Raw genomic sequence first — 24,556 nt, forward strand, 5'->3', positions numbered from 1 at the left:
GCGTAAACCCTCTTACTCTGGTGAGTCCGTGGAGTTCCCCGCTTTGTTCATAACGATACACCGTGCCAAATTCTGCGTATCGTTTTGGCAAGTCCCTGTAACTAAAAGGCCTCGAATTATAGATCTCACAATGGTGCGGACAATTCATTGGTTTTAAAAGGAATTCCTCATCCTCTTTAGGGGTGTGAATAGGCTGAAAGCTGTCTTCCCCGTATTTGGCGTAGTGACCTGAGGTTACGTATAATTCCTTTTGCCCGATATGAGGGGTTATGACCATTTCATATCCGGCTTTTTTCTGCGCTTTTTTTAAGAATTGTTCTAGGCGCTCTCTTAAGGCAGCACCTTTAGGCAGCCATAAAGGCAGTCCCATCCCCACTTTTTGTGAGAAAGTAAAAAGTTCTAATTCGCGTCCCAGTTTTCTATGATCTCTCTTTTTGGCTTCTTCCAAAAGTTCCAAATACTCTGTAAGGTCTTTCTGTTTAGGAAAGGAAATGCCATAGACCCTGGTTAATTGGGTGTTTTTTTCATCACCTCGCCAATAGGCTCCAGCCACGCTGAGTATTTTAAAGGCTTTTATAAAACCGGTATTGGGAATATGTCCGCCACGGCATAGATCCGTAAAACTATCATGGTCGCAAAAAGTGATGGTGCCATCTTCCAGATTAGAGATCAACTCAACCTTGTACTGGTTTCCTTGTTTCTTGTAATAACTAAGGGCATCGTTTTTTGTTACCTCTCGCATCTTGTATGGATGCTTGCCCCTCGCTATCTCAATGGCCTTTTTTTCAATGGCAGGAAAGTCTTTATCAGAAATACTGTGCTCTCCAAAATCTATGTCGTAATAAAATCCATTCTCAATAGCCGGACCAATAGTTAATTTTACACCCGGATATAATTCCTCAATGGCCTGGGCCAGAATATGAGAGGAAGAATGCCAAAAAGCTTTTTTCCCCAGGTCGTCATTCCAGGTATACAAAGTAAGGCTGCCGTCTTGGTGTAAGGGAGTAACCGTTTCAACGATAGCATCATTAAATTTTGCTGAAATGACATTCCTTGCAAGACCTTCACTTATATCCATAGCCACATCCATAGGTGTGCTACCATCTTTAAAAGTCTTTACTGAACCATCCGGAAGCGTAATTTTGATCATAGTACCTGCCTTTTCTCTCTGGAGTCGCAAAGATAGTGTGTTGGCGGTAAGCGGACAATAGCCTACTCTTACTTAATTCTAGGCTTTGGATTTCTTGCCGAACAGGGCATCAATAATGGTTTTTATGCTGTAAAACCCCATTACTATGGCCGAAATGGCAAGAATACCCCCAAGAATTAAAACAGGAATATACCAGGCATGTTGCTGATTTTTAAAAGCCTGAAACAGCACTACGGGTGCGGTAAAAAGTAAGGCAGTGGTATAGGCCAGGTATTTTACCCCCTTAAGTAATAATTCTTTGTTAGTTCGCAATCTTATTTTTTTAGTTGATCCAAAAATACAAATTAAGCAAAAGAGCCCGGATAAAGTTAAAATCTAAACTCCTGAGTATTACAAAATACCATGGCTATTCAATGATAACCTGCCCCTTTTCTTCCTGAATAATTGCGAAGTAACCAAGGGGAAAAACGTCTGGCTGGTCCACATTATCCAGAACATCAATATTGTCGAGGTCTGTGATATCAAAAACATTCCCACGGACAGTGGCAACGGGAGTTTGAAACGGGCCCTGTGAATCACCGCTTTGAACGATCAACTGGTTCATATAATCATAAAAGGTCTTATCCACCCCAAGAATACTGATGTCAATGATGGTGCCCGGATCGAAGGTTTGATCATAGAAAAATGAGAATTCAAATTCCTGGCCCTGATAAAATTCATCTTCTGTGACCAAATATTCTCCAAAATTAAAGTCGAACAAATAGTAATTATCGATATCTGGTTGATCGGTAAAATTCACAACCACCTCGGTTTCATTGTCTCCAAATAAAGTATTCGTACCCTGCTGAATAGAATTGATGGGTACCACAGGAACATACCGGGTACTGGCAAAGTATTGCCTACCTTGATGTCTTACATACAAGTTAAACACTATGTTTCTGTCTAAAATACTAGTAGGAATTCTCTGATCAGAAGTGAAATCAGGATCGGGAACATAGATGCCAGAGCCGGGAGTAGTCTCTGTTAGACTGGAAGAACCTACCGGGGTTATAATATCACCATCAATTTCATCATATATTATAACAACACTTTCTGCTGTAGTAGGTACATTCTCTTCAAAAAAGTTACTAGATAACGACAATTTAATTTCTACAGGAATGTACTGCTGAGCGACATCAACCCGGATAAGGCCATCTATGATAAGTCTCGACTCCTGCTCGGGTAGCTCTACATCAATTACGTCTTCACATCCCCAGCAAAGTGCACATAAAAAAAGCAATAAAAAGGCGTAAGGTTTCATAAGACAGCTCAAAATTTAAAGTTATAGGTTACAGCAGGAACAATACCAAATATTGAGGTGCGGACAGCTTCATTATTCCCGGTATCCTGGTTTCGTCTAAAATTTACGGAAGCAGCGTTCATTCGGCTGTAAACATTGTAGATACTAAAGACCCATTCTGTTTGCCATTTTCTTTTTTCGTTTTTAGTAGGGGTTAAGGTGGCTGATACATCGAGGCGATGATAATCCGGAAGTCGCTCCTGGTTTCTCAGCCCATAGAACGGAATGGTAAGTTCCTGGAATTGGAACTGCCCCACGGGATAATTTGTGGGCTGACCTGTTTGATAGACAAAGTTGGAATTAAAACGCCATTTTTTGTTCAGATCATAGCTCCCATAGAGAGAAACATCATGCGTTTTGTCATAGGGAGTGCTGTACCATTGGCCAAAATTAATACCCGTTTCCCTGTTAGATCTTCCATTATCTTCAAAGAGGATTCTTCCCGGGGTTTGTTGCTCAGATCGTGATAGGGTATAGGCCAGCCATCCCTTAAAGCGGCCTTCATTCTTCCGAAACAATACCTCCCAGCCATAGGCCCTGGCCTTGCCATTAAGGATCACTTGTTCTATGGCATTATTTGCGATAAGGTTGGCGCCATCTATATAGTCTATCCTGTTTTGAATATCCTTGTAGAATACTTCTGTTTCCAGGCTGTATTCTCCTTCCTGCAGTGACCTGAAATATCCAAGAGCATATTGATCCAGAAGTTGCGGTTTTACAAAAGGTCCGCTTGGCGTCCAGACATCTAGTGGAGTAGGGGAACTTGTGTTAGATAAAAGATGAAGATATTGCGCAATTCTGGTATAACTGGCCTTGATGGATTGATCTTCGTCTAAGGTATAAGCCAGAGAGATCCTCGGTTCAAGATTTGTAAAAGTGGCCAGCTGTTCCCCTCGCCCCGGAGTGATGGTCCCTGTGGGGGTTGCTTCCTGATACAGCAGGAGAAAAGGATCAAAGATTACCGGATTATTATTTTCATACACGTTCAATTCATCCTGTCCCAGGCGGATAAAATGACTTAATCGCAGGCCGTATTGAAGGCTAAGGGCTTCAGACAGGTTGTGTTCCACATCCACATAGGCCGCAAATTCATTGGCGTATTTTTTAATAAGTTGTTCTTCCAGAATTCCGGAATCAGGACCATTGGGTACAATTTTACCGGGATTAAAGGTATAGTAGATGTTATTGATCCCGTAATTTACCTGAAACCTGTCGCTCAGATAATGTTTCAAGTCGTACTTTATATTGAAATTCTGAATGCCAGAATTCCATTTAAAGCCAACAAAGTCGAGTTCAAGACCGTAATAAAAATCGGAATAGATCAGGGACAGGTTACTGAATAACTTATCGGAAAAGAGATGGTTCCACCGAAGATTTAAGACACTATTCCCGTAAATATTCTCAAAGCTGTTGGAGATGGCAAAGACATCGCGGCCAAAGTAACCCGAAAGATAGAGACTGTTATTATTATTGAGTTTATAGTTGATCTTTGTGTTCAGATCGTAGAAATAGGCGGTGTTGTCTATATCAAATAAGGGAAGAAAAAGATGCGCATAGGAAGCCCTTCCGCCAATTAAAAAAGCCCCTTTGTCCTTTACAATGGGTCCCTCTGCCAGTAATCTACTGGCCACGGCACCAATACCGCCGTTCATCTTAAACTCTTTACTGTTCCCTTCTTTTTGGAAGATCTCTAGTACGGAAGATACTCTGCCGCCGTAGCGAGCAGGAATACCTCCTTTAAATAGTTTAACATCCTTGATAGCATCCGGATTAAAGACTGAGAAAAAGCCAAACAGATGCGAACTATTAAATATAGTGGCCTCATCTAACAATATAAGGTTTTGATCGGCTGCCCCTCCTCGGACATTAAATCCGGACGCCCCTTCTCCGGCATTACTAACTCCGGGAAGAAGGATGAGCGACTTAATGATATCTGCCTCTCCCAACACTACAGGAATATTTTTAATGGTCTGCACCGCCAGGGTATTCACACTCATTTGTGGCTTGCTAATATTGAGTTTTTCCACATTCTCAGTTAGCACAACCTCTTCCAGAACTTCTGCCCCTTCAATGAGCTGAAAATTAATCTTTTGATCGCGATCAAAAGTGATAGTTTCCATTACGTCCAGAAAGCCTAAATAGCTGATCTGTATTTCATAGGTGCCTTTGGGAAGGGTAAGAGAAAAAAAGCCATATTCATTGGTGGTTACCCCTGTCCTTAGGGCTGGGATGGCAATGGTAACCCCAATCAGGGTTTCATTGCTTGAGGCTTCACTGATTACACCACTTAAAGTGAATTTTTCCTGTGAAATAAGAAAGAATGGCAAAAGGAAGATAACAAGCACAAGAAAGTGCCTATTTAATGGCCGCATAGTAATTTTTTTCAAAAATAAGAAAGAATAAAGTACTTCCCCTTTTTTTGACAAAAAAAGGAACTGAGTTTTTTAAGCTCCACCCACTGTATTTTAACCAAGACTCTTTAAGACCTTGTTGAAGGCATGACTAGGCCGCATGGCCTTTTCAATTAACAAAGGATCTGGTTTGTAATATCCACCTATTTGTTGCTTACTTCCCTGAGCTTTCTTTAATTCTTCAAGAATTTTTGGGGTTTGCGCTTCTAATTCTTTGGCTATTTCCTGAAAACGATTTTGAAGGGAGGCATGCTTGTCTTGTTTGGCAAGGGTCTGAGCCCAGTAAAGCGCCAAATAAAAATGACTCCCCCTGGTATCTAACTCACCTACTTTTCGGGAAGGAGACCTGTCATTATTTAAAAATGCCTCTGTGGCCATTTCTAATGCTTCGGCGATAACCAACGCTTCCGCATTAGAATTTTTTGTGCCATAGAATTCGAGAGACACAGCTAGGGCAAGGAATTCACCCAAAGAATCCCAACGCAGATGTCCTACTTCCATAAATTGCTCTACGTGTTTTGGTGCCGAACCTCCGGCCCCTGTTTCAAATAATCCTCCACCGTTCATCAGGGGAACAATAGATAGCATTTTTGCGCTGGTTCCCACTTCCAGGATAGGAAAAAGGTCCGTTAGATAATCTCTCAAAACATTCCCAGTCACAGAGATAGTATCTTGTCCATCCTTTAATCGCTGTAAGGTAATTTTGGTTGCCTCTGAAGGCGAAAGAATTCTGATATCCAAACCGCTGGTATCTTCCCGGGGAAGATATTGCTCTACTTTTTTCATTAGTTCCCTGTCGTGCGCTCTTTCACTATCTAACCAAAAGATAGCAGGTGTTTGAGTAGCTCTTGCTCTGGATACGGCCAGTTTTATCCAGTCCCGGACAGGCAGATCCTTTACCTGGCACATTCTCCAGATGTCACCTTTTGCTACCGTATGTTCTAGAAGTACTTCCTTAGAATATGTATCGATGACGCGTACAATGCCATTTTCTTTTATCTCAAAGGTCTTGTCATGAGACCCGTATTCTTCTGCCTTCTGAGCCATAAGCCCAACATTGGGAACGGTACCCATGGTCCGGGGATCAAAAGCCCCGTTTTTCTTACAAAAATCTATAGTCTCCGCGTAGATCCCGGCATAGCTGCTATCTGGTATTACTGCCTTGGTATCTTGGAGTTTCCCTTCTTTGTTGTACATCTTTCCCGAAGTACGGATCATAGCGGGCATAGATGCATCAATAATGACATCGCTGGGCACATGAAGATTGGTAATGCCCTTATCCGAATTTACCATGGCCAGTTCCGGGCCGGAATTAAAGGCTTCTTGTATGTCTTGTTCTATGGCTTCCCTTTCAGGAGTTGGTAATTTTTGTATCTTTTGAAGTAAACTTTCCAGCCCGTTATTTGCACTAATTCCTATTTTCGAAAGGATTTGCCCGTGATTTGTAAAGACATCCTTAAAAAACACCTCCAAAACGTGGCCAAAAATGATAGGGTCCGATACCTTCATCATGGTAGCTTTGAGGTGGATGGAAAATAAGACTCCATTCTTTTTTGCATCGGCAATTTGTGCCTTTAGGAAAGACAATAAAGCCTCCTTACTTAATAGGGTGGCATCAATTATTTCTCCAGCCAATACCGGTATATCACCTTTAAGTAAGCTTAGGTCGCCCTTTTTGTTCTGGAATTGAATGGCGATCATACTGGCGTTCTCGACGGTCAAAGACTTTTCATTAGATTTGAAATCTCCTTCGGACATAGTAGCCACATGGGTCTTTGAAGCAGCGTCCCAAGCACCCATACTGTGCGGATGTTTCTTTGCGAAATTCTTAATTGGTTTTGGGGCTCTTCGGTCCGAATTACCTTCTCGCAACACAGGATTTACGGCACTCCCTTTGATCTTATCGTATCGTACCTTAATTTCTCTTTCCTGTTCTGTCTTTGGTTCATCAGGATATACAGGAACAGGATAACCTTTTTCCCGTAACTCTTCAATAGCCTCCTTTAATTGAGGAATGGAAGCGCTGATATTTGGCAATTTAATAATATTTGCTTCTGGAGTCTTTGCTAACTCTCCTAATGCGGCAAGGTCATCGGAGTGGCGTTGTTCTTCTTTGAGGAAGTCGGGAAAATTGGCAATGATCCTGCCGGCCAATGAGATGTCTTTTGTGGTAATGCTGATACCTGCTTGTTTTGTAAAAGCTTTAATGATAGGTAGGAATGATTGTGTTGCCAGGGCGGGTGCCTCATCCGTAAGTGTGTAAACAATTTGCGACATGGAAGGTTTTGTTATCGATTTAGCGAACAAATATACAATTTTAATACGGGGAACAAAGATGAAAATATCAAGGCTAAAGGTAGATGAGGCTGCAATTTGAAGCACGCTATAAGCCTTTGTTATACTAGGAAATATAAAAACAAAAGCCATATCATTGTAACGGGTACATTGATATGGCTTTTTAGAAACAGTTTGCAAAATTCCAGTACCGAAGTATTGAAAGTGTGACCCTAAGGTTACAATTGCATTCCTATTCCAACGTTTGAAACATTCGCTGTTCTTAACTATTAAATCAAGACTCAATTCGTGTTTCTCTTTGTTGCGTTTATATGCTCTTCTTAAGATCCAAACCCAAAGGTCGGAAACTTCGTCTGATCATAAAAGTACAGTTCTGGAAAACCAAGGCTTTCTTTTCCTGCATATGTTTTTTCTGTCTTAGGTACCTAAATACCCATTCGTGAAAATGCCCATAACAACAAAATAAAGAACGTCAACTCTATCTGACCTATCAGATCCACCCCTGAGGGTTTTTCTTTTAAACCATACGTAAATATAGGATAAAGGTTTAATTTACCAAAAATTGTAACCGATTAAAAATCAACACTTTATAAACCATAGTTATAAACATTTGTTCATAACTCAAATGCGTCCTTTATCAGGGGTACTTAGTCCGATTTTTTCAGTTGCCGCTGTATTTTCCTGATAGCAGATTCGATAGATTTCTCTGGTTCAATGATGTTGTATTCCCCCCAAAAATCCGGATCTGAAAAGCCAATGGCCTCATCACTCAGGATCATGGTAGATTTAAGTCGGTCCCTATACCTGGGCTCACTTAGTTCCTGATTTTTTTCCCAATCCGTGATGGCCATCTCGCAGGTCATGCTATACACAGAATTGAACAACTTCTTATCCCAATCTATTTTAAATTCAAGGATGGCGTTGCTGTAGCCATAATACCAGCGCCCGTCTTTCTCCCTGTAATCTACCCTGTACGCTACCTCGGTAGGATAAACATTCGCATTCCTTGGTTTTTTCCGGACAAAGAGCCTGCTGGCCATTTCTCTGTTCGTTATGTTAAGCGAATAGATGGCACTGGTCAGTATTTTTTTCTCCACATCTATAAATAATTTGCCTTCATACAAGGGTTCAGGGATGGAAGTCTTTTGCCTGAAATTAATTACATAGATCAGCCTGTCATTAATACGCGTCGACCTGTCAAAACTAAAGGCATAGTCGTCAATAGAATCTTCTGCAAAAATATATTCCGGGTATTTCATGATATCTACATAAAGGGCATTGAATGGCCCGCCTTGTAATTTTAACACCAATGTATCTAACTTGCTGTAATCGGTACTCTTTCTTGCCTTGTACATTTGTATGGCATCGCGCCTGCTGGAGGTATAAGGAGTCTTAAAAATTGTCACCACTGCTTCCGAAAGTGAAACATTCCTTCGGCGTTTTTTAATGGTTTCCCTGTAGAAGGCTGTCATTACACTGGGATCGGCCAGGTAATTCTCTCCTTTTTTTCTCAAAGTTTCTTTGACCAAAACCACCGCTTCACGGGGAACACTGATACTTACTTCGGGTAATTCTGTAATCAGGATATCCAGTCCAATTCTATTGTTCTCTTCTTTCATAGAAGCAAGAGACACCGTTTTTGTTCTATATCCCAGAAAAGTAATGATTAGGTTTTCACTTTCTATATCAGACGGGACCTTTAATAAAAAGTTTCCTTCTGTGTTTGTCACCGTACTTATATTGGTGCCTTCCACTGTGAGGGTGGCAAATACCAATGGCTTGTTTGTTTCACTATCTAAAACCTCTCCTTTGTAGGAAGTGAAGTTTGTCACCGGCATCTCTTGCTCCTGATAGCTCATGGCAAACATCTTGCCCTGGCAAAGCAGGAGCATTCCAAAACAGCAGATCAAAAAGGTTCTTTTACGTTCTCTAAGTGGTAATTTCATAGTTCTTTTTTCTTTTTCGGGGAAATCCTTGTGATTTATTATCTCATCCATTTGAGCCATGTGCCGATCCAAATGCCCAGAAATAAACAAGATTATTTGAAGGCCTTCAATGGCGCCATTAACGCAACTAAAGATACAAAATGCAAGGCATACCGATGAATAAATCCTATTATCATTTGTGTTAAAAATGCATGTTTAAAATAGAAGTTATTCTCCTTTTTGTCTATGAAATGTTCTATTCCTTGGCCCATTGGTATTTCACTTGGAACTTTTTCATCCGAAAAAGAATACAGTTGGTCTGTCTTTTTTTCCAACATCGATAATTAACACGTTTTCAGCGATTTGTAAGATTTTATTGACCTGTCTGGTAGTTTCTTTAGTGTAGAAAAAATCCAAGTCTTGAAAGCACTTTTCACCCTTTTTCTTGTACTTTTTTTTAGTGCCGGAGTCTTTGCTCAAAAAAAGGAAGGTCATGTTAAAATTGAAAATACTCAAATGGATTCTCTTTTGGATAGTAGGCCTGCTGATACTGTTTTTAGTAGGAAAAGTAAGAAAGATACGCCTGAGAAACTAGCTCGACTTTACAAGTTTAAAAATGCACGTATCCAAAAGGAATTGGCATTTAAAATTAAAAAACAATACCACACCGTCTAAACTATACCACCATGATGCTCTTTATTCTTTTATTCCCGGTTGCAATATTTTGTAGTTCTCTTCTTGTTTTTTCTCTAGTACCATCCGCTTTACGTCCGCAAGCAGTGCCTTCGCGTCGAAGATGATCCCATCTTTGATGGTATAAACCACACCGCCAACTCTGACCACCTCATTGTCTTCGGTTAGTTTAATGGCACCTGTGCCGTATAGTACTTTTAAGTTTTCAAGGGGATTTTCTCCCACGATCACAAAATCGGCCAACTTACCAACGGTCACAGTGCCTATTTTATCACTAACACCCAGGGCCTCGGCCCCATTTAGTGTTGCACTTCTAATGATCTCCAGGGGATGAAACCCCGCTTCCCGTAGCAATTCTAATTCCCGGATATAGGCAAAGCCATAGAGTTGAAAAATAAAACCAGAATCTGATCCTGTAGTGACCCTGCCACCCCTGTTTTTGTATTCATTGATAAAGGTCATCCATAGGTAGTAGTTCTTTTTCCAAACTACCTCTTGTTCAGTACCCCAATAGTGCCAGTAAGAGCCGTGAGATATCTTACTGGGTTGATAGAATTCCCAGAGCGAAGGAAGTGTGTATTCTTCGTGCCATTCTGCCCTGCGTGCCCTCTGCAGATCTCTACTCGCCTCATAAATATTAAAGGTAGGATCTATGGTAAAGTCTAGTGAGATAAGTTCGTTCATTACCGTATTCCAATGATCTGAATAAGGCTTGGCTGCTTGCTCCCAAAGTTTCCCGGCCTCCTCAAAACGATGTTGTTCATTGTTGTAATTGTAGTCCAGGGGATAATTTTGTACAGTTCTGTCCTCAAATAAGGCCTCAGGAAGGCCGTACCAATGCTCCATAGAGGTAAGACCTGCACGGGCTGAATGTAAGACATTCCAGCGCGCTACATCGAGCTGAGCGTGGTGACAGGCAGAGCGCAAACCAAGTTTTTTATTCTCATCTAGCGCAGCGGTCATAATTTCCGGGGGGGCACCGAAGAACTTTATCCCGTCTGCTCCTTTTTGAGCGTTATTACGTACCCAGGCCCTTGCCATTTCCGGAGTGCTTATTTCTTCTTTACTCCCTTGGCCAAAGCCGGTATAGGTAAATATCCTGGGGGCGATGATCTCATTTTTTTCACTTTTGCGTTTCAGATCGAGTGTGTAATCAATACCACGCCCACTGGGCTGCCTAACGGTGGTTACGCCGTGCCCCATCCAAAGCTTAAAAACATAATCCGGATCTGCCCCTTGCGAATTTCCTCCAATATGGCCATGCATATCAATAAAGCCAGGAAGCAGGTACATCCCTTCACAATTTAACTCTCTGCCGCCTGCTGCCAGTTTTGGCCTTCTGTCTTCATTAATAGCTACTCCGGGATAACCCACCACCTGGATCTTCTTTATCACATTGTTTTCCACTACGATGTCAACCGGACTAATAGGCGGCGCCCCATTGCCGTTAATGAGGGTAACCCCTCTGATGATGAGTTGGGAAAAAGGGCCTTCGCTCATAGGACTTTGCCCCAGAACAAAAAAACAAGCGAAAAAAGATGTCAGAAATAGGATGCGTGACTTCATGAAGGAGTTATTTAGGTACATTAATATGATTTCCTAGGAACAAGGCATTTAAAAATAATTTATTGGTGCCATACCAGGAACCACGGAAATTAGGATTGTCTGCGAAGAGCACTACCCGGCCGCTTCCTAACGGACTAACCAGCAGGGAGGCAGAAGGCTTTAAATATTCGTCCCGGTTGGTGTCTGTGATAAATCCGTCTATCAAAGGTTGTGCGGTGTATTTAGCCACAGTAGAATACTCATTCTTACTTGGGGACAGCCATACACTGTTATTCTTATAAACGGGGATTATTTCATTTCTGTAGCCAAACCCAAGCGGATGAGTAAGGTCTAGCTGAGCCCTGACAATAATACCCCCTACGCTTTCTTTCCCCAAATTCTCACCGGCATCAACATAGGGTTTTCTCTCCGCAGATTTGGTAGAATCTTTGTCAACCTTAATGAGACTTTCCTTCACCAGCTTTTTATCGATTGCCCATTTAGAAGCCCCTCCAATAGTAATAAGCGTATTTCCTTTCTCAACCCAGGCCTTTAATTTACCCATGGTTTTTTCATTAAACGAATACGATCCTGAAACCATGACCAGGCTATTGTATTTATCCAGATCTGCTCCTGCAAAATTGCGCATTGGGATCTTGGTAATGGGCATATGAACGCGCGTATCTAATAAATGCCAGACCTCTCCCGCCTCGTATGATCGCACCCCTTCACCAATGATCATCGCGGCCTTAGGAGCGGTCACTGGCTGCACAAATCGGCTACCCAGATCTACCCCCATAAGATTAAATCCTGAAGATACCGCATACATAGGAACCTTAAACTTCGTCTGTGCCTCTTTTAAAAGCTCAAAGACCTCTTCACTACTTTTCTTTTGCAGTTCTACCGGCACTAACAGGGTGCCATAGTTAAAGGACCTATTGCCTGAAGATGTTTTAGAAGTAAACGGCTTAAATGCGGCAGAAAGCACCAAACCATTTTTTTGAAGATAATTCAGAACCGCAGGGGCATTGTAATCATCCCAATCTATCAGATAGGCATAATTAGATCTCTGTACCGCTGATACCATAGCCAGATCATCAGTAGATAGCACAGCAGTGCCCAAATTTGCCTTTGATACGGCCGTATATGCAATATTATAAAAATTGGCCACAGACCAGGCAGAAGCATCGTAATAGACACTATCCCGGTATTTGGTATACGTCTCAAACATTGTTTGCACCATACGGTATTGCGGCTGATTTGTGGGGACCACATAAGATTTATCCCCGTCTTTATAAACCTTTATTTTATGCAATAGCAGTTTGTCAATAAATGCCTTAACCCTGTTCTGATCGTAATTGTCTCCAAACTTATAGGCCTTGATAGAGCTCTTATTGGCATTGGTTAGTGCACTTTTAAAAAAATCTTGCTGATATTTCCTAAGATAGGTCTTGTTTTCAACGGCTGCCCGTACGGTCGTAATACTCGAAGTAAACTGATTCCGTATAGTGAAAGGAAAAGTGATCTCCCCAAAAGCGGTTGTTTGCTTATGACCTCTGGAGCTGGCCTGTTCAAATAAGAGTCCTAGCCCACCCTGCAAATCTGGATAGGAAGAACCATAGCCTGGATAGGTGCCATCAAAAACCTCTTTGGTAAAATACAAGGAACCAATACTATCTAGTGCTTTTGCGTAATACGCCCCAAACATTGAATTTAGGTCCTCATAATTCTCCTTGGGCATAATTGGATCTAAGGAACCATTTGTTTTCATAGGTTCAAAAAAATAGGTGCTTTGACTCCCCATTTCATGAAAATCGGTTACTACATTGGGATACCATTCGTGATACCAACCCAGCTTTCCCCGACTTTCTGGATTGATGGCAAGGAGCCAGTCTCTATTTAGGTCGAACCAATAATGATTGGTGCGGCCTCCGGGCCAGTACTCATCGTGTTCGGCGTCCTGGGGATCTGCTACCAGCGGACTCCCCTGGTACGTATTGGCCCATTGGGTGTGCCTGTCACGTCCGTCCGGATTAATGGCGGGATCTATAAAGATTACGGCATTTCTCAGGTATCTAAGTATTTCCGGGGCATTGGAGGCAGCCAGGGTATAGGCAGACAAAAGAGCAGCTTCAGAACTAGATGGTTCATTGCCGTGGACATTGTACGCTAAATTTATAAAGACAGGAACCTCATCGTAATTCGAAGGCGTTCTTTGGGGATCAGTAAATGCCAGGTGTTCCGCTTTTAAGGCTTCGAGATTGTTGAGGTTTTCCGGTGTTGTGACGGTCAGCATACTAAGAATCCTACCCTCGTGCGTCTTTCCGTATTCGTAAAAAGTTACCCTCTCTGAAACCTCTGCCAATTTCTTGAAATAGGCCACTATTAGATCGTGCCTGGTATGTCTTTCGCCAATTCCATATCCCAGAAATTCTTCGGGAGAGGGAATATTTTCCTGGAAAGGTTCATATTTTTTTAGGAAATACTCCTGCCCCTGAAGGGAGGTAATACAGCATAGAAGGAAGAGACAAAAGATCTTTTGCATGGTGTTGAATTTTATCTTAAAGTTTTTAAATATAGGGATAAAACCCAAAAACCAGCACCAAAATTTTATGCTACGGACGGGAAGGGTTGTGGTTCGATCTCTCTGAATTTGACGATATAGTTCGTGCCTTTTTTAGTGGGGTCCCTGGTAATGGTCCCTTTTAGTTGCCGGGCTAGATTGTGTATTAGTTTCAGACCCAGAGACCTGCTGTTTTTTAAAGATAGCGATTCCGAATATCCGGTGCCGTTATCTCCAATGTACAATACATAACTGTGTTCATCTTCTTTTTCGATGGAGATATATATTTCCCCTTCATGATCGTCCTTGATACCGTATTTAAGTGAATTGGTGATGGCCTCATTGATGAGTAAGCCAAGTGGAATGGCGGTATCTATACTAAGTTCGATATCGGGGATGTCTATATTCAGGTTTACCTTATTATTGGCTCCTTTCAGCGATTTTACCAAATATTCACTTAGTTCCCTCACATAGGTCTTGTATTGAATCTTGGATAGATCCTCCCTCATATAGAGCATTTCATGTACCATGGCCATGGAGATCACCCTGTTCTGGCTACTTTTTAAAATACTTTTTGTCCGGGGATCCTCTATACCCCTGGACTGAAGACTTAGCAGACTCGATACGGTTTGCAGGTTATTCTTAACCCGGTGATGTACTTCTTTTAAAAGCGTATCCTTTTCTTCATTTCTGAGCTGCATTTCCCGCTTCGATTTGTATAGTTGATGGTGTACATACATCAGATCCTTCCCAAATATTCCTCCTAATAGGTAGACGGCGAACAAAACACTCAATAAGGCAAAAATATCCTGTGCATTTTCAGGAACCTCATTGGAGATATCAAAAAGGAGGAATCTGCCTTGAAGGAAGATCAGGATAACCAAGATAGAGATTACAAATAAATATGTTTTGCCATAGGTTCTTGTGGTGGCGTAACCTGCCAATACCAACAGAGTGAGGATAAAAATAAAGGGACTGTGGATACCCCCGCTCAGAGCTGTAATGGCAAGTGAAGCCAGCAAGCTCGTAATTGAGGAAATATGGTAGGTTAGTGAGAGATTCTTGTGAAACTTATAGGCGTAGGTATTACTTAAGCTAAGGACGGAAAAAGCAAGGAAGATGAAGGAAAGAACCGTTGGGATGTGCAATAAAAAAAAGCAAATTAAAAAGAATACAAGGCTTAATACTGAGGCATAATTAGTGGCCTTCACCAGCAGCCTTTCCTTGTCTTTATGCCTTTCCTGGTCAATGTAATTGTTCATCATAGTACCTTATTTAGTGCCCTTGCCGGAAGTAGTTCCAACGATGTTATCCTAATCCTATGATGTAAAGCTACTTATGTTTTGTAAGATAATCAATAGTCCAGGGGTCTAAAGTTTCAGTACTCTTATGAATTAAAAAATAAAAAGGGATAGCCAGCAGACTATCCCTTGATAAAAGAATTCATTGTTTTCTATACGTCTATCAGGACCCAATCGCCTTTATCTATGAGCGGTTCTGCCTGTTTGAACTTTACGGTTTTACTTTCTCCAGACATTACATTCTTAATGGTCACCCGGTCATTTCTGCCAATCTTTGGTTTTTCCCGAACGATCGTCTCCGTGATGGGGGGCCTGCCACCCTGATTCTGACCAACTGCCCTGTTCCTGGCCGCCAGTTCATCACTGTTTGGGATCTCTTCTTTGGTTGTTTGCAGGGATTCTTTATTCTTCCTGACATTCCTTGCCTCCTGAATCTCACTAGTATTGCTGGATGGCAATTCACCCTTGAACAAGAAGGAGACCACATCTTTATTCACTCTGTCTATCATTCCTTTAAAGAGCTCAAATGCTTCGAACTTATAGATCAGTAAAGGATCCTTTTGTTCATGCACTGCTAATTGAACAGATTGTTTTAATTCGTCCATCTTGCGAAGATGGGTTTTCCAGGCCTCATCAATAATTGCTAAAGTGATATTCTTCTCAAAATCTGTAACCAGCTGTTTGCCATTACTTTCATAGGCCTCTTTGAGATCGGTGACCACATTGAGTGTTTTTATTCCGTCTGTAAAAGGGACGACGATACGTTCAAATTTGTTTGAATTGTCTTCATACACTTTTTTGATCACAGGGAAGGCAATGGCGGCGCTGCGTTCCATCTTTTGCTGATAATGGGCATAGACAGATGTATACACTTGGGTGCTGATCTCCTGAAATCCCAGTTTTCCAAATTCTTCTTCCGAAATAGGAGAAGTCATAGAAAAGTATTTGATCAGTTCGAATTCAAAATTCTTGTAATCATTCGCCATTTTGTTTGTTTCCGCAATAACCTCACAGGTGTCATAGATCATATTGGCGATATCTACTTTTAGTCGTTCACCCTGCAGGGCATGGCGCCTTCTTTTGTAGACTACCTCACGCTGGGCATTCATGACATCATCGTATTCCAACAAACGCTTTCGTATCCCGAAGTTATTCTCCTCCACTTTTTTCTGTGCGCGTTCTATAGACTTGGTCATCATGGAATGCTGAATTACTTCCCCTTCTTCCAGCCCCATTCTGTCCATCATTTTTGCCACCCTTTCGGAGCCAAACAAGCGCATTAAATTGTCTTCCAAGGATACGTAGAATTGTGAGCTTCCCGGATCTCCCTGTCTTCCTGACCTACCTCTTAGCTGTCTGTCTACCCTTCTGGAGTCGTGCCTTTCGGTACCGACAATGGCTAAACCTCCTGCTTTTTTAACCTCATCCGAGAGTTTTATATCCGTACCCCTACCTGCCATGTTAGTGGCAATGGTAACTATACCGGCATTTCCCGCCTCGGCCACAATATCTGCTTCCTTCTTGTGTAACTTGGCATTCAGTACGTTATGGTTGATCTTTCTGATGTTTAACATTCTGGATAACAATTCCGAGATCTCCACGGAAGTGGTTCCTATGAGCACAGGTCTCTTTTGTTGTGACAACTGGGTTACCTCATCAATAATGGCATTGTATTTCTCCCGTTTTGTCTTATAGATAAGATCGTTTCGGTCATCTCTGGCAATAGGCCTGTTGGTAGGGATCTCCATAACGTCTAGCTTGTAGATCTCCCAAAGTTCACCTGCCTCGGTAACCGCTGTACCGGTCATCCCCGAAAGTTTTTTGTACATCCGGAAATAATTCTGAAGCGTAATGGTCGCAAAGGTCTGGGTCATAGCCTCGATCTTCACATTTTCCTTTGCTTCAATGGCCTGGTGTAGTCCATCCGAATAACGGCGCCCATCCATGATACGCCCGGTTTGTTCGTCTACAATCATCACCTTGTTCTCCATCACCACATATTCCACATCTTTTTCAAAGAGCGTATATGCCTTTAAAAGCTGACTCATGGTATGGATCCGCTCACTTTTTATGGCAAAATCCTTGAATAATTCTTCTTTCAGAGCAGCTTCTTCTTCTATGCCGAGATCCTGGTTCTCGATCTTGGCAATTTCACTACCTATATCGGGCATCAGAAAGAAATCCTTGGATTGATCTCCTGAAATATGTTCAATTCCCTTGTCTGTAAGCTCTATCTGATTATTTTTTTCGTCAATAACAAAGAGAAGATCAGAATCTACCATCGGCATTTCCCGGTTGTTGTCCTGCATATAGAAGTTCTCTGTCTTTTGCAGTAATTGTTTGATTCCTTCTTCACTCAAGTATTTAATCAGGGCCTTATTTTTCGGTAATCCTCTGTGAACCCTCAACAATAGGAGCCCACCTTCTTTGGTATCACCTTCTGAGATTTTTTTCTTGGCCTCTGCCAAAACGCCTGTCAGGTGTTTGCGTTGTAGTTCCACGATGTCCATAACTTTAGGACGCAATTCATTAAATTCGTGGCGGTCGCCTTCCGGAACAGGTCCTGAGATGATTAGCGGAGTACGTGCATCGTCAATGAGCACCGAATCTACCTCATCTACGATGGCATAATAGTGTGGTTTTTGAACCAGATCGCCCGGAGTATGGGCCATATTATCCCTTAGATAGTCAAAGCCAAATTCATTGTTGGTTCCATAGGTAACATCTGAATTATAAGCAGCTCTTCGCCCGTCAGAATTAGGACGGTGTTTGTCTATGCAGTCTACAGAAAGCCCGTGAAATTCGAAAATTGGTCCCATCCATGCACTATCCCTTTTGGCCAGGTAGTCGTTCACGGTTACAAGATGGGTACCTTTGCCAGGAAGGGCATTGAGGTATAAAGGCAAAGTGGCTACCAATGTCTTTCCTTCCCCGGTTTGCATCTCAGCTACCTTACCCTGATGCAGTGCAATTCCGCCGATAAGTTGTACATCATAATGTACCATATCCCAGGTAACTTCTTTTCCTGCGGCGTCCCAGGAATTCTTCCAGATGGCCTTGTCTCCTTCCAGAGTAACATAGTCCTTGTTCCCTGATATCTTCCGGTCGAACTCGGTGGCAGTTACCGCAATGGTCTCGTTTTCCACAAACCTTCTTGCCGTTTCCTTTACCACCGCAAATGCCTCAGGAAGCAAGTTGTCTAAGGTATTCTGGGTAATTTTGTAGGCGTCTTCTTCCAGTTTGTCAATCTGGGAGTAGAGCTCTTCATTCCTATCTATATCTGCGGAGGCATTTACCTCATTCTTAAGTTCTTCGATCTCTTTTGTCAACCCCACACAAGCCTCTGCAATGGCGACTTTGAAACTGGCTGTCTTGGCGCGCAGTTCGTCATGTGATAAAGATTTCATGGCCTCACCAAAAGACTTGATCTGTTCTACAAGGGGTTGTAATTCCTTGACATCTTTTTTGGATTTATCTCCAACAAATGCCTTTAAAACACTATTTAATAAACTCATGGATTTATATCTTAAAAATACATCTCTGTCTTAAGTAGCAGTACGGGCAGTGATGTGTGTTTTACAATTTGATTTCTTAGTCGGTTTGTTCGACTTCTTTAGAAAGCAAAAGCCGTTCCAGTTTCGAATTCACCGGTAATTCAGTATAAAGTCTGTCAAAATTACATAAAAAAAAAGCCTCCGAAGAGACTTTTTGATGCTATTTGATCTTATTTTTAATATTCATCCTCATTCCAGAGGTAGTCCTCTTCGGTGGGGTAGTCGGGCCATATTTCTTCAATACTCTCATAGATCTCTCCACCTTCTTCTTCCATAGATTGAAGGTTCTCTACTACTTCTAATGGCGCTCCGGTTCTAATGGCGTAATCTATTAACTCATCCTTGGTCGCCGGCCAGGGTGCATCACTTAAGTAAGATGCTAATTCTAATGTCCAATACATTGTACTTGTGGTATTTTAATTTTTTGCAAAAATAATTTTTAAACCCAGACTGTCAAGTTTTTTAGGGTTTATTTCAATTATTTTTTCGAAAATCGCTGTTTTAATACATTGATAACGAAGAAAGAATCGATTTATTAGTCTTTTTTTTCCGGTATCCACTTTATCTCCTCAGCCTTTAGATCCTGAGAAAGTTTTCGTGACAGCACAAAAAGGTAGTCCGATAAACGGTTGAGATATGCCAAAACCAAGGCATCAAATGGCTCATTTTCATGTAATAGGCACGCCATTCGTTCTGCTCTGCGGCAAACTGTGCGTGCAATATGACAGTATGACACAGTTGGGTGACCTCCGGGAAGCACAAAATGGGTCATAGCAGGCAAGGCCTCATCCATTGTATCCATCTCAGTTTCCAATAAGCTAATATCAGAGGCGCCAATTTTAGGGATGTTCAGTCGTTCTTTTCCACTTTTTAAGATGGCCTTTTCCGGATCCGTGGCTAAAATGGCCCCCACCGTAAAGAGGTTCTCCTGTATTTTCATCAACAATTCTTTGTACTCTTTGGCGATATGCTGATCGCGCAATAAGCCTAACCAGGAGTTCAGTTCATCTACGGTTCCGTAACTCTGAATGCGAATGTGGTGTTTGTGGACACGTGTTCCGCCAAAAAGAGCCGTCATCCCTTCGTCTCCCGTCTTGGTATAGATCTTCATATGTTGTTTTTTGAGGTTAAGAACATTATTTTTTTCTGTTCTTCCGATCATAGCCATCCATGAATTTGCGCGACTTACGTTCTTTAGATCTTTTCCTGTTAAAAACCGAAAGCGCAAGATAAATGACTGCAACCGCACCTAAAATATAGTAGACCGTGTTATCCATAATACTAAAATCACGCTAAAATTAAGGCATTAAATTCGAATCCTAAAATGTTGCTTCGCCTGTTCCTTCCTCAAGAATAAAATACCCCCATCATAAAAATCAATGGAAACACTTACCCAGGGTTGTTCGCAAAATGACTCCCAAACGGCTGTAAAATTTTTACTATGATGAATACCTTCCATTAAAATCATACTTTCATCATGGCAATGCTTCTCTAACCAGGAGGGATCTATCTGCAGCAGCTGGTTCTTTTCAATTACGATCAGATCTGCAGCAAGGGTATCGTATTGCAAAAAAGGATACACCTGAGATAGCCGCTTTGCCAATGCTGGATTGTTATTTTTTAAAAGAACCGATGACAGTTTTAAATAGGGAATACTCTTTAAAAGTATCTTAAGGATCTTACCGCCCTGATGCGTAGTTCTTTTATAAAGACATTTGGTGAGGTAGTCATACACAAAGGGAGAATGCACCCCGTATTGATTCGTAGATTGGAAGAGAAATTTTAAATAAGTACCTACTGCATACATCATTGGAAGCATGGTTACAATGGCCTGCCAGAACCGTTACTCCTCGCTGAGGAGTGATAGTTCAAACCACCGTTCTGTTTTCTGCTCTATTGTGTGTTCTACCTCCTGCAACGTTTTGGAGAGTTCTGCTATCTTCTCTCCAGACAGCTTTGTATCCAGGAATTCGTTTTGAAGGTGTTGTCTTTTAAGTTCCAAAACTTTAATTTCCTTTTCTAGTTGCTTGTACTCCTTTTGTTCCGAATAGGATAATTTCTTGCCTTTTCCCTCTTCACGCCACTGCGTTTTTTCGGTCGAATCGATGATTTTACGATCATTTTGCTGATTTCTTTTTTCCTGCACCTGACTATCTTCATAGGCCCTGAAATCTGAATAGTTCCCGGGAAAGTCCTCGATAATTGCATCCCCCCTGAAAATGAAGAGGTGGTCTACTATCTTGTCCATAAAATACCTGTCATGAGAGACCACGACCAGACAACCGGGGTAATCCAGCAAAAAGGATTCAAGCACGTTTAGGGTAACCACGTCAAGATCGTTCGTAGGCTCATCCAGGATCAGAAAATTAGGATTTTGAATAAGCACCGTGCAGAGGTAGAGACGCTTGCGCTCTCCGCCACTTAGTTTTTCAACAAAATCGTATTGTTTTTTGCGATCAAATAAAAAGCGTTCCAGTAACTGCTGGGCAGAAAGCTGTCTCCCTTTTTTTAGGGGAATGTAATCCCCAATCTCCTTGATGACATCAATGACTTTTTGCCCCGCTTTGGTTTGAATCCCATCCTGAGTGTAGTACCCAAATTTCAAGGTCTCACCAGTAATGATCTTGCCGCTATCGGGTAAAATACTACCCGTTATCAAATTTAAAAAGGTGGTCTTCCCGGAACCGTTCTTGCCTATGACTCCTAGTCGCTCCCCTTTAAGAAAGTTGTAATTAAACTTTTTTAGGATGGGTTTATCAGGAAATACCTTGCCAACATTGTGGAATTCCAGGATCTTGCTACCCAGACGTTCCATATTTATTTCCAATTGAACCTCGTGTTCTTTCCTCCGTTGCTGTGCCTTATTTGCGATCTCAAAGAAATCGTCTATACGCGACTTAGACTTTGTGGTACGGGCCTTTGGTTGCCTGCGCATCCAGTCTAATTCTTTTTTGAATAATTGCTTCGATTTATGCAATTCAGAGGCCTCCTGGGTTTCCCGGGCTTCTTTTTTTTCCAGATAATAAGAATAGTTCCCTTTGTAGGAAAAGAGTTCCCCGTTATCTAACTCCAGGATCTCATTGCAGACCCTTTCCAGAAAGTACCGGTCATGGGTAACCATAAAAAGGGTAATTTTCTCCTTAGTAAAATATTGCTCCAACCATTCAATCATTTCGAGGTCCAGATGATTGGTTGGTTCATCGAGAATTAAGAGATCTGGTCTGTTAAGCAGGGCATTGGCTAGCGCTATTCGCTTTTTTTGCCCTCCGGACAAGGTGCCAACCTTTACTTTAAGATCCTCTAGTTGAAGTTTTGAAAGAATCTGCTTGTATTGAGTTTCAAAGTCCCAGGCATTAAAACGCTCCATGGCTTCAAATGCTTTTTGGTATTTTTTCTCATCCTCAGGATTTTCCAAGGCGTGTTCATAATTCTGGATCACCTTTAGAACTTCATTGTCTGAAGCAAAGATCGCTTCTTCGATGGTGAGGGAAGGATCTAATTGTGGGTCTTGTTCCAGATAGGAGATCCTGGTGCTCTTTCGTTCCGTTACCAGGCCAGTATCTGGCGAATCTTTCCCGGCTAAAATATTAAGGATAGAGGTCTTTCCTGTACCGTTCTGAGCGATCAGTGCTATTTTCTGGTCCTTGTTGATCCCAAAAGAGAGTTCAGAAAAAAGAACCCTTTCCCCAAAAGACTTAGAGATCCCTTCAACAGAGATTAAATTCATAAGGTTGTGGTTTCTAATTTCTTTGCCCGATATAGCAAAAAGCTATAACGAATGGCCAGTGTGGCCAATATAACGGCGAGTATAGGTGAGAATATCTGTATTTTTAAAAGCCAGATAAGCAGGGTAATGCCCAGAAGAATTAGTAATCCTAAGAGATACGTAGTAACCCAGGCGGGGGTTTTTGAATTGCGCAGCAGATAATAAACTAATACCAAGTTAAAAGGGAAGGCCCAAAGTATATTGAGATTTATTTCAGTGGCATGATGGTCCGTTAAGAACCAAAGAAAGAAAATAAGACATCCTGCGATTCCTGTAACTGAAAAAAGGACAATGTCTAATACCTTGCTTCTAACCTCATTACGGATATCAATATAAGTGATGGCGAGAGTGAAGAGGCATAAAAGTCCGAACCAAAAAAGTGGGGAAGTGGTAAAAAAGTTGCCCCTGTTTTGCTTATTGTAGTCAAGAATGGTCCTTTCTCTCCGTACCAGAGGTTCTCCATGAAGTTTAGTATGCTCTAGCTGTCGTAAGACATAATTGGGTAAAAACATGTACTGTATAGGTTCTGCCTTTTTATCTATGACCGCACCTAATGCCAGATCGATACCAAAGCTGGACCAGGAATTTCCAATGAGGTTTTGTTGAATAAGGTCCCGAAATGTATAGGAGGTAGTATCCTGATAGGATTCAAATTGTAGGTCTTTTCCCAGGATCTCTTTTAAAATATCAGGGATCTTTGTAGAACAATTGTCATAAAGAAAATCGTATTTATACTTTCTGTTCTCTGGCAGGTAATTGATTTCAAGGAATGTGAAAAGTTCATTTTTTTCTTTAGCTGATAAGGTCAGCAATTGTTCCTTCACCCATCTATTTTCCAATTCATAGGTGTACAGAAAGTTTTCTAAACGCTGCTTGCTAAGGGAATAAAGTAACTTTCCTCTTGCGAACTTGGAATAAAAATTGGGCGTATTAAAATCGAATGTGCCATAATTGTAGATCCAGTCTATTCCCTGCTCGCTGTCTTGTACCCTAAAGGAGGTATGACCAAATTTAGAGTAAAGATCTGAGCCAGGACCACAGGTGAGTACACTTACAACAGCTTTGTCTGAAAGGATTAGCTCCTGGGAATGCACAGGGAAAACAAATAATAGTACAATAAGAAAAATAGAATACTTAGTTGTCATTGATGGCGCCCGTTTTTAGGCCATTACTATTGATGAAACAAATATCTGAATAATTTACCGGACAAAACCTCTTCCATAAAAATTATACTATTTTTACAAGAAAGAACTAAAGGTGAAGAATCACATCCCCAATATACTTACGCTAATGAATGTATTTTCGGGCTGTTTGGCTGTGGTATTCGCGGTTAAGAATCAGTGGGAAATTATGGCGTTTTTTGTCTTCTTGGGAATGTTCTTCGATTTTTTTGATGGGCTGTCTGCACGGTTATTAAAGGTGCAAAGTCCGCTTGGAATACAACTAGATTCCCTGGCCGATATGATCACCTTTGGTTTGGTCCCGGGAATAGTAATGTTTCAATTGCTAACTATGAGCGAGACCGGGGGGTGGAACCTGAAGATAACAGAAAACATGAATTGGTACTCCTTCCATGGCCTGCTGCCATTCATTGGGTTTACCGTTACGCTTTCATCTGCCTACAGATTGGCACGTTTCAATATTGACGAGAACCAAACCACATCGTTTATTGGCCTGCCCACCCCTGCGAATGCACTTCTCATTATCTCCTTACCTCTTATCCTGATTTTCAACGGAAATGATGCGCTCAACGCTATTATTTTGAACCCCTGGTTTTTAATCGTTCTAACACTGGGTAGCAGCTTACTCTTAAATGCACCTATCCCGCTATTTGCATTTAAGTTTAAGACCTGGGACTTTAAAGACAATGCCATGCGGTATATCTTTATTTTTATAAGTCTGGTCTTTATTGGAACCATGAAGTTTTTGGCAATTCCGGCTATTATTTTGCTGTATCTGCTAAGCTCACTTTTCCTGCCTCAGGAAAAGAAATAGTAAAAAAATAGGTAGGTAG

At 41.5% G+C, this 24,556-nt stretch carries 18 protein-coding genes; 2 read left to right on the forward strand and 16 right to left on the reverse strand.

Features of this window, described 5'->3' with window-relative positions; genetic code table 11:
• The 6 genes from WBM49_RS01160 to WBM49_RS01185 all read right to left on the reverse strand — a co-directional run.
• A partial coding sequence (locus tag WBM49_RS01160; RefSeq protein WP_424370227.1) for an aminoacyl--tRNA ligase-related protein occupies nucleotides 1-1,150 on the reverse strand: 1,150 nt, incomplete at its 3' end.
• A gap of 78 nt (nucleotides 1,151-1,228) precedes the next feature.
• Entirely contained in the window at nucleotides 1,229-1,462 is a 234-nt protein-coding gene (locus tag WBM49_RS01165) for a DUF6095 family protein (RefSeq protein ID WP_424370228.1), read from the reverse strand.
• Between the two features lie 94 nt (nucleotides 1,463-1,556).
• A complete protein-coding gene (locus WBM49_RS01170) occupies nucleotides 1,557-2,450 on the reverse strand; it encodes a DUF4249 family protein (protein ID WP_424370229.1) in 894 nt (297 codons plus the stop codon).
• A gap of 8 nt (nucleotides 2,451-2,458) precedes the next feature.
• A complete protein-coding gene (locus WBM49_RS01175) occupies nucleotides 2,459-4,861 on the reverse strand; it encodes a TonB-dependent receptor (protein ID WP_424370230.1) in 2,403 nt (800 codons plus the stop codon).
• A gap of 93 nt (nucleotides 4,862-4,954) precedes the next feature.
• On the reverse strand, nucleotides 4,955-7,177 hold the full coding sequence (locus tag WBM49_RS01180) for an NADP-dependent isocitrate dehydrogenase (RefSeq protein ID WP_424370231.1): 2,223 nt from the start codon (nucleotides 7,175-7,177) through the stop codon (nucleotides 4,955-4,957).
• 665 nt (nucleotides 7,178-7,842) lie between these two features.
• The gene (locus tag WBM49_RS01185) at nucleotides 7,843-9,141 is read right to left on the reverse strand and encodes a carboxypeptidase-like regulatory domain-containing protein (protein WP_424370232.1); all 1,299 of its coding nucleotides are present in this window, start codon (nucleotides 9,139-9,141) and stop codon (nucleotides 7,843-7,845) included.
• A gap of 399 nt (nucleotides 9,142-9,540) precedes the next feature.
• Between WBM49_RS01185 and WBM49_RS01190 the strand changes: the two genes are divergently transcribed.
• The gene (locus tag WBM49_RS01190) at nucleotides 9,541-9,795 is read left to right on the forward strand and encodes a hypothetical protein (protein ID WP_424370233.1); all 255 of its coding nucleotides are present in this window, start codon (nucleotides 9,541-9,543) and stop codon (nucleotides 9,793-9,795) included.
• A gap of 21 nt (nucleotides 9,796-9,816) precedes the next feature.
• On the opposite strand, the gene WBM49_RS01195 is transcribed toward WBM49_RS01190, so the two are convergent.
• From WBM49_RS01195 to WBM49_RS01240, 10 genes are all read right to left on the reverse strand, one after another.
• Nucleotides 9,817-11,313 carry an amidohydrolase family protein gene (locus WBM49_RS01195; protein WP_424370261.1) on the reverse strand — a complete coding sequence of 499 codons (1,497 nt, stop codon included), beginning with the start codon at nucleotides 11,311-11,313 and terminating at the stop codon, nucleotides 9,817-9,819.
• A 73-nt stretch (nucleotides 11,314-11,386) separates the two neighbouring features.
• Nucleotides 11,387-13,903: a M14 family metallopeptidase gene (locus WBM49_RS01200; RefSeq protein WP_424370234.1), complete on the reverse strand. Its 2,517-nt coding sequence runs from the start codon at nucleotides 13,901-13,903 to the stop codon at nucleotides 11,387-11,389.
• Between the two features lie 65 nt (nucleotides 13,904-13,968).
• Nucleotides 13,969-15,186 carry a sensor histidine kinase gene (locus WBM49_RS01205; protein ID WP_424370235.1) on the reverse strand — a complete coding sequence of 406 codons (1,218 nt, stop codon included), beginning with the start codon at nucleotides 15,184-15,186 and terminating at the stop codon, nucleotides 13,969-13,971.
• A gap of 188 nt (nucleotides 15,187-15,374) precedes the next feature.
• Entirely contained in the window at nucleotides 15,375-18,737 is a 3,363-nt protein-coding gene (secA, locus tag WBM49_RS01210) for a preprotein translocase subunit SecA (RefSeq protein ID WP_424370236.1), read from the reverse strand.
• Between the two features lie 215 nt (nucleotides 18,738-18,952).
• Entirely contained in the window at nucleotides 18,953-19,177 is a 225-nt protein-coding gene (locus WBM49_RS01215; RefSeq protein ID WP_013551418.1) for a DUF2795 domain-containing protein, read from the reverse strand.
• A 134-nt stretch (nucleotides 19,178-19,311) separates the two neighbouring features.
• On the reverse strand, nucleotides 19,312-19,887 hold the full coding sequence (locus WBM49_RS01220) for a cob(I)yrinic acid a,c-diamide adenosyltransferase (protein WP_424370237.1): 576 nt from the start codon (nucleotides 19,885-19,887) through the stop codon (nucleotides 19,312-19,314).
• A gap of 25 nt (nucleotides 19,888-19,912) precedes the next feature.
• On the reverse strand, nucleotides 19,913-20,053 hold the full coding sequence (locus WBM49_RS01225) for a hypothetical protein (RefSeq protein ID WP_424370238.1): 141 nt from the start codon (nucleotides 20,051-20,053) through the stop codon (nucleotides 19,913-19,915).
• Between the two features lie 29 nt (nucleotides 20,054-20,082).
• The gene (locus WBM49_RS01230) at nucleotides 20,083-20,586 is read right to left on the reverse strand and encodes a hypothetical protein (RefSeq protein ID WP_424370239.1); all 504 of its coding nucleotides are present in this window, start codon (nucleotides 20,584-20,586) and stop codon (nucleotides 20,083-20,085) included.
• Between the two features lie 33 nt (nucleotides 20,587-20,619).
• Entirely contained in the window at nucleotides 20,620-22,503 is a 1,884-nt protein-coding gene (locus WBM49_RS01235) for an ABC-F family ATP-binding cassette domain-containing protein (RefSeq protein WP_424370240.1), read from the reverse strand.
• On the reverse strand, nucleotides 22,500-23,687 hold the full coding sequence (locus tag WBM49_RS01240) for a DUF4105 domain-containing protein (protein WP_424370241.1): 1,188 nt from the start codon (nucleotides 23,685-23,687) through the stop codon (nucleotides 22,500-22,502). The genes WBM49_RS01235 and WBM49_RS01240 overlap by 4 nt, the downstream gene beginning before the upstream one ends.
• Nucleotides 23,688-23,799: 112 nt before the next feature.
• Between WBM49_RS01240 and WBM49_RS01245 the strand changes: the two genes are divergently transcribed.
• Complete coding sequence (locus tag WBM49_RS01245) at nucleotides 23,800-24,537, forward strand: CDP-alcohol phosphatidyltransferase family protein (protein WP_424370242.1); 738 nt, start codon at nucleotides 23,800-23,802, stop codon at nucleotides 24,535-24,537.
• Nucleotides 24,538-24,556: the final 19 nt, after the last annotated feature.

It is taken from the genome of Muriicola sp. (assembly GCF_049669965.1).
Classification (GTDB): Bacteria; Bacteroidota; Bacteroidia; order Flavobacteriales; family Flavobacteriaceae; genus Muriicola.

Bases quoted from the DNA above. Each gene is read 5' to 3' on its own strand.
- secA (WP_424370236.1), bottom strand. From the start codon at position 18,737: ATGAGTTTATTAAATAGTGTTTTAAAGGCATTTGTTGGAGATAAATCC.
- WBM49_RS01240 (WP_424370241.1), bottom strand. From the start codon at position 23,687: ATGACAACTAAGTATTCTATTTTTCTTATTGTACTATTATTTGTTTTC.
- WBM49_RS01195 (WP_424370261.1), bottom strand. From the start codon at position 11,313: ATGAGCGAAGGCCCTTTTTCCCAACTCATCATCAGAGGGGTTACCCTC.
- WBM49_RS01215 (WP_013551418.1), bottom strand. From the start codon at position 19,177: ATGTATTGGACATTAGAATTAGCATCTTACTTAAGTGATGCACCCTGG.
- WBM49_RS01230 (WP_424370239.1), bottom strand. From the start codon at position 20,586: ATGATGTATGCAGTAGGTACTTATTTAAAATTTCTCTTCCAATCTACG.
- WBM49_RS01170 (WP_424370229.1), bottom strand. From the start codon at position 2,450: ATGAAACCTTACGCCTTTTTATTGCTTTTTTTATGTGCACTTTGCTGG.
- WBM49_RS01235 (WP_424370240.1), bottom strand. From the start codon at position 22,503: ATGAATTTAATCTCTGTTGAAGGGATCTCTAAGTCTTTTGGGGAAAGG.
- WBM49_RS01200 (WP_424370234.1), bottom strand. From the start codon at position 13,903: ATGCAAAAGATCTTTTGTCTCTTCCTTCTATGCTGTATTACCTCCCTT.
- WBM49_RS01220 (WP_424370237.1), bottom strand. From the start codon at position 19,887: ATGAAGATCTATACCAAGACGGGAGACGAAGGGATGACGGCTCTTTTT.
- WBM49_RS01185 (WP_424370232.1), bottom strand. From the start codon at position 9,141: ATGAAATTACCACTTAGAGAACGTAAAAGAACCTTTTTGATCTGCTGT.
- WBM49_RS01225 (WP_424370238.1), bottom strand. From the start codon at position 20,053: ATGGATAACACGGTCTACTATATTTTAGGTGCGGTTGCAGTCATTTAT.
- WBM49_RS01205 (WP_424370235.1), bottom strand. From the start codon at position 15,186: ATGATGAACAATTACATTGACCAGGAAAGGCATAAAGACAAGGAAAGG.
- WBM49_RS01180 (WP_424370231.1), bottom strand. From the start codon at position 7,177: ATGTCGCAAATTGTTTACACACTTACGGATGAGGCACCCGCCCTGGCA.
- WBM49_RS01175 (WP_424370230.1), bottom strand. From the start codon at position 4,861: ATGCGGCCATTAAATAGGCACTTTCTTGTGCTTGTTATCTTCCTTTTG.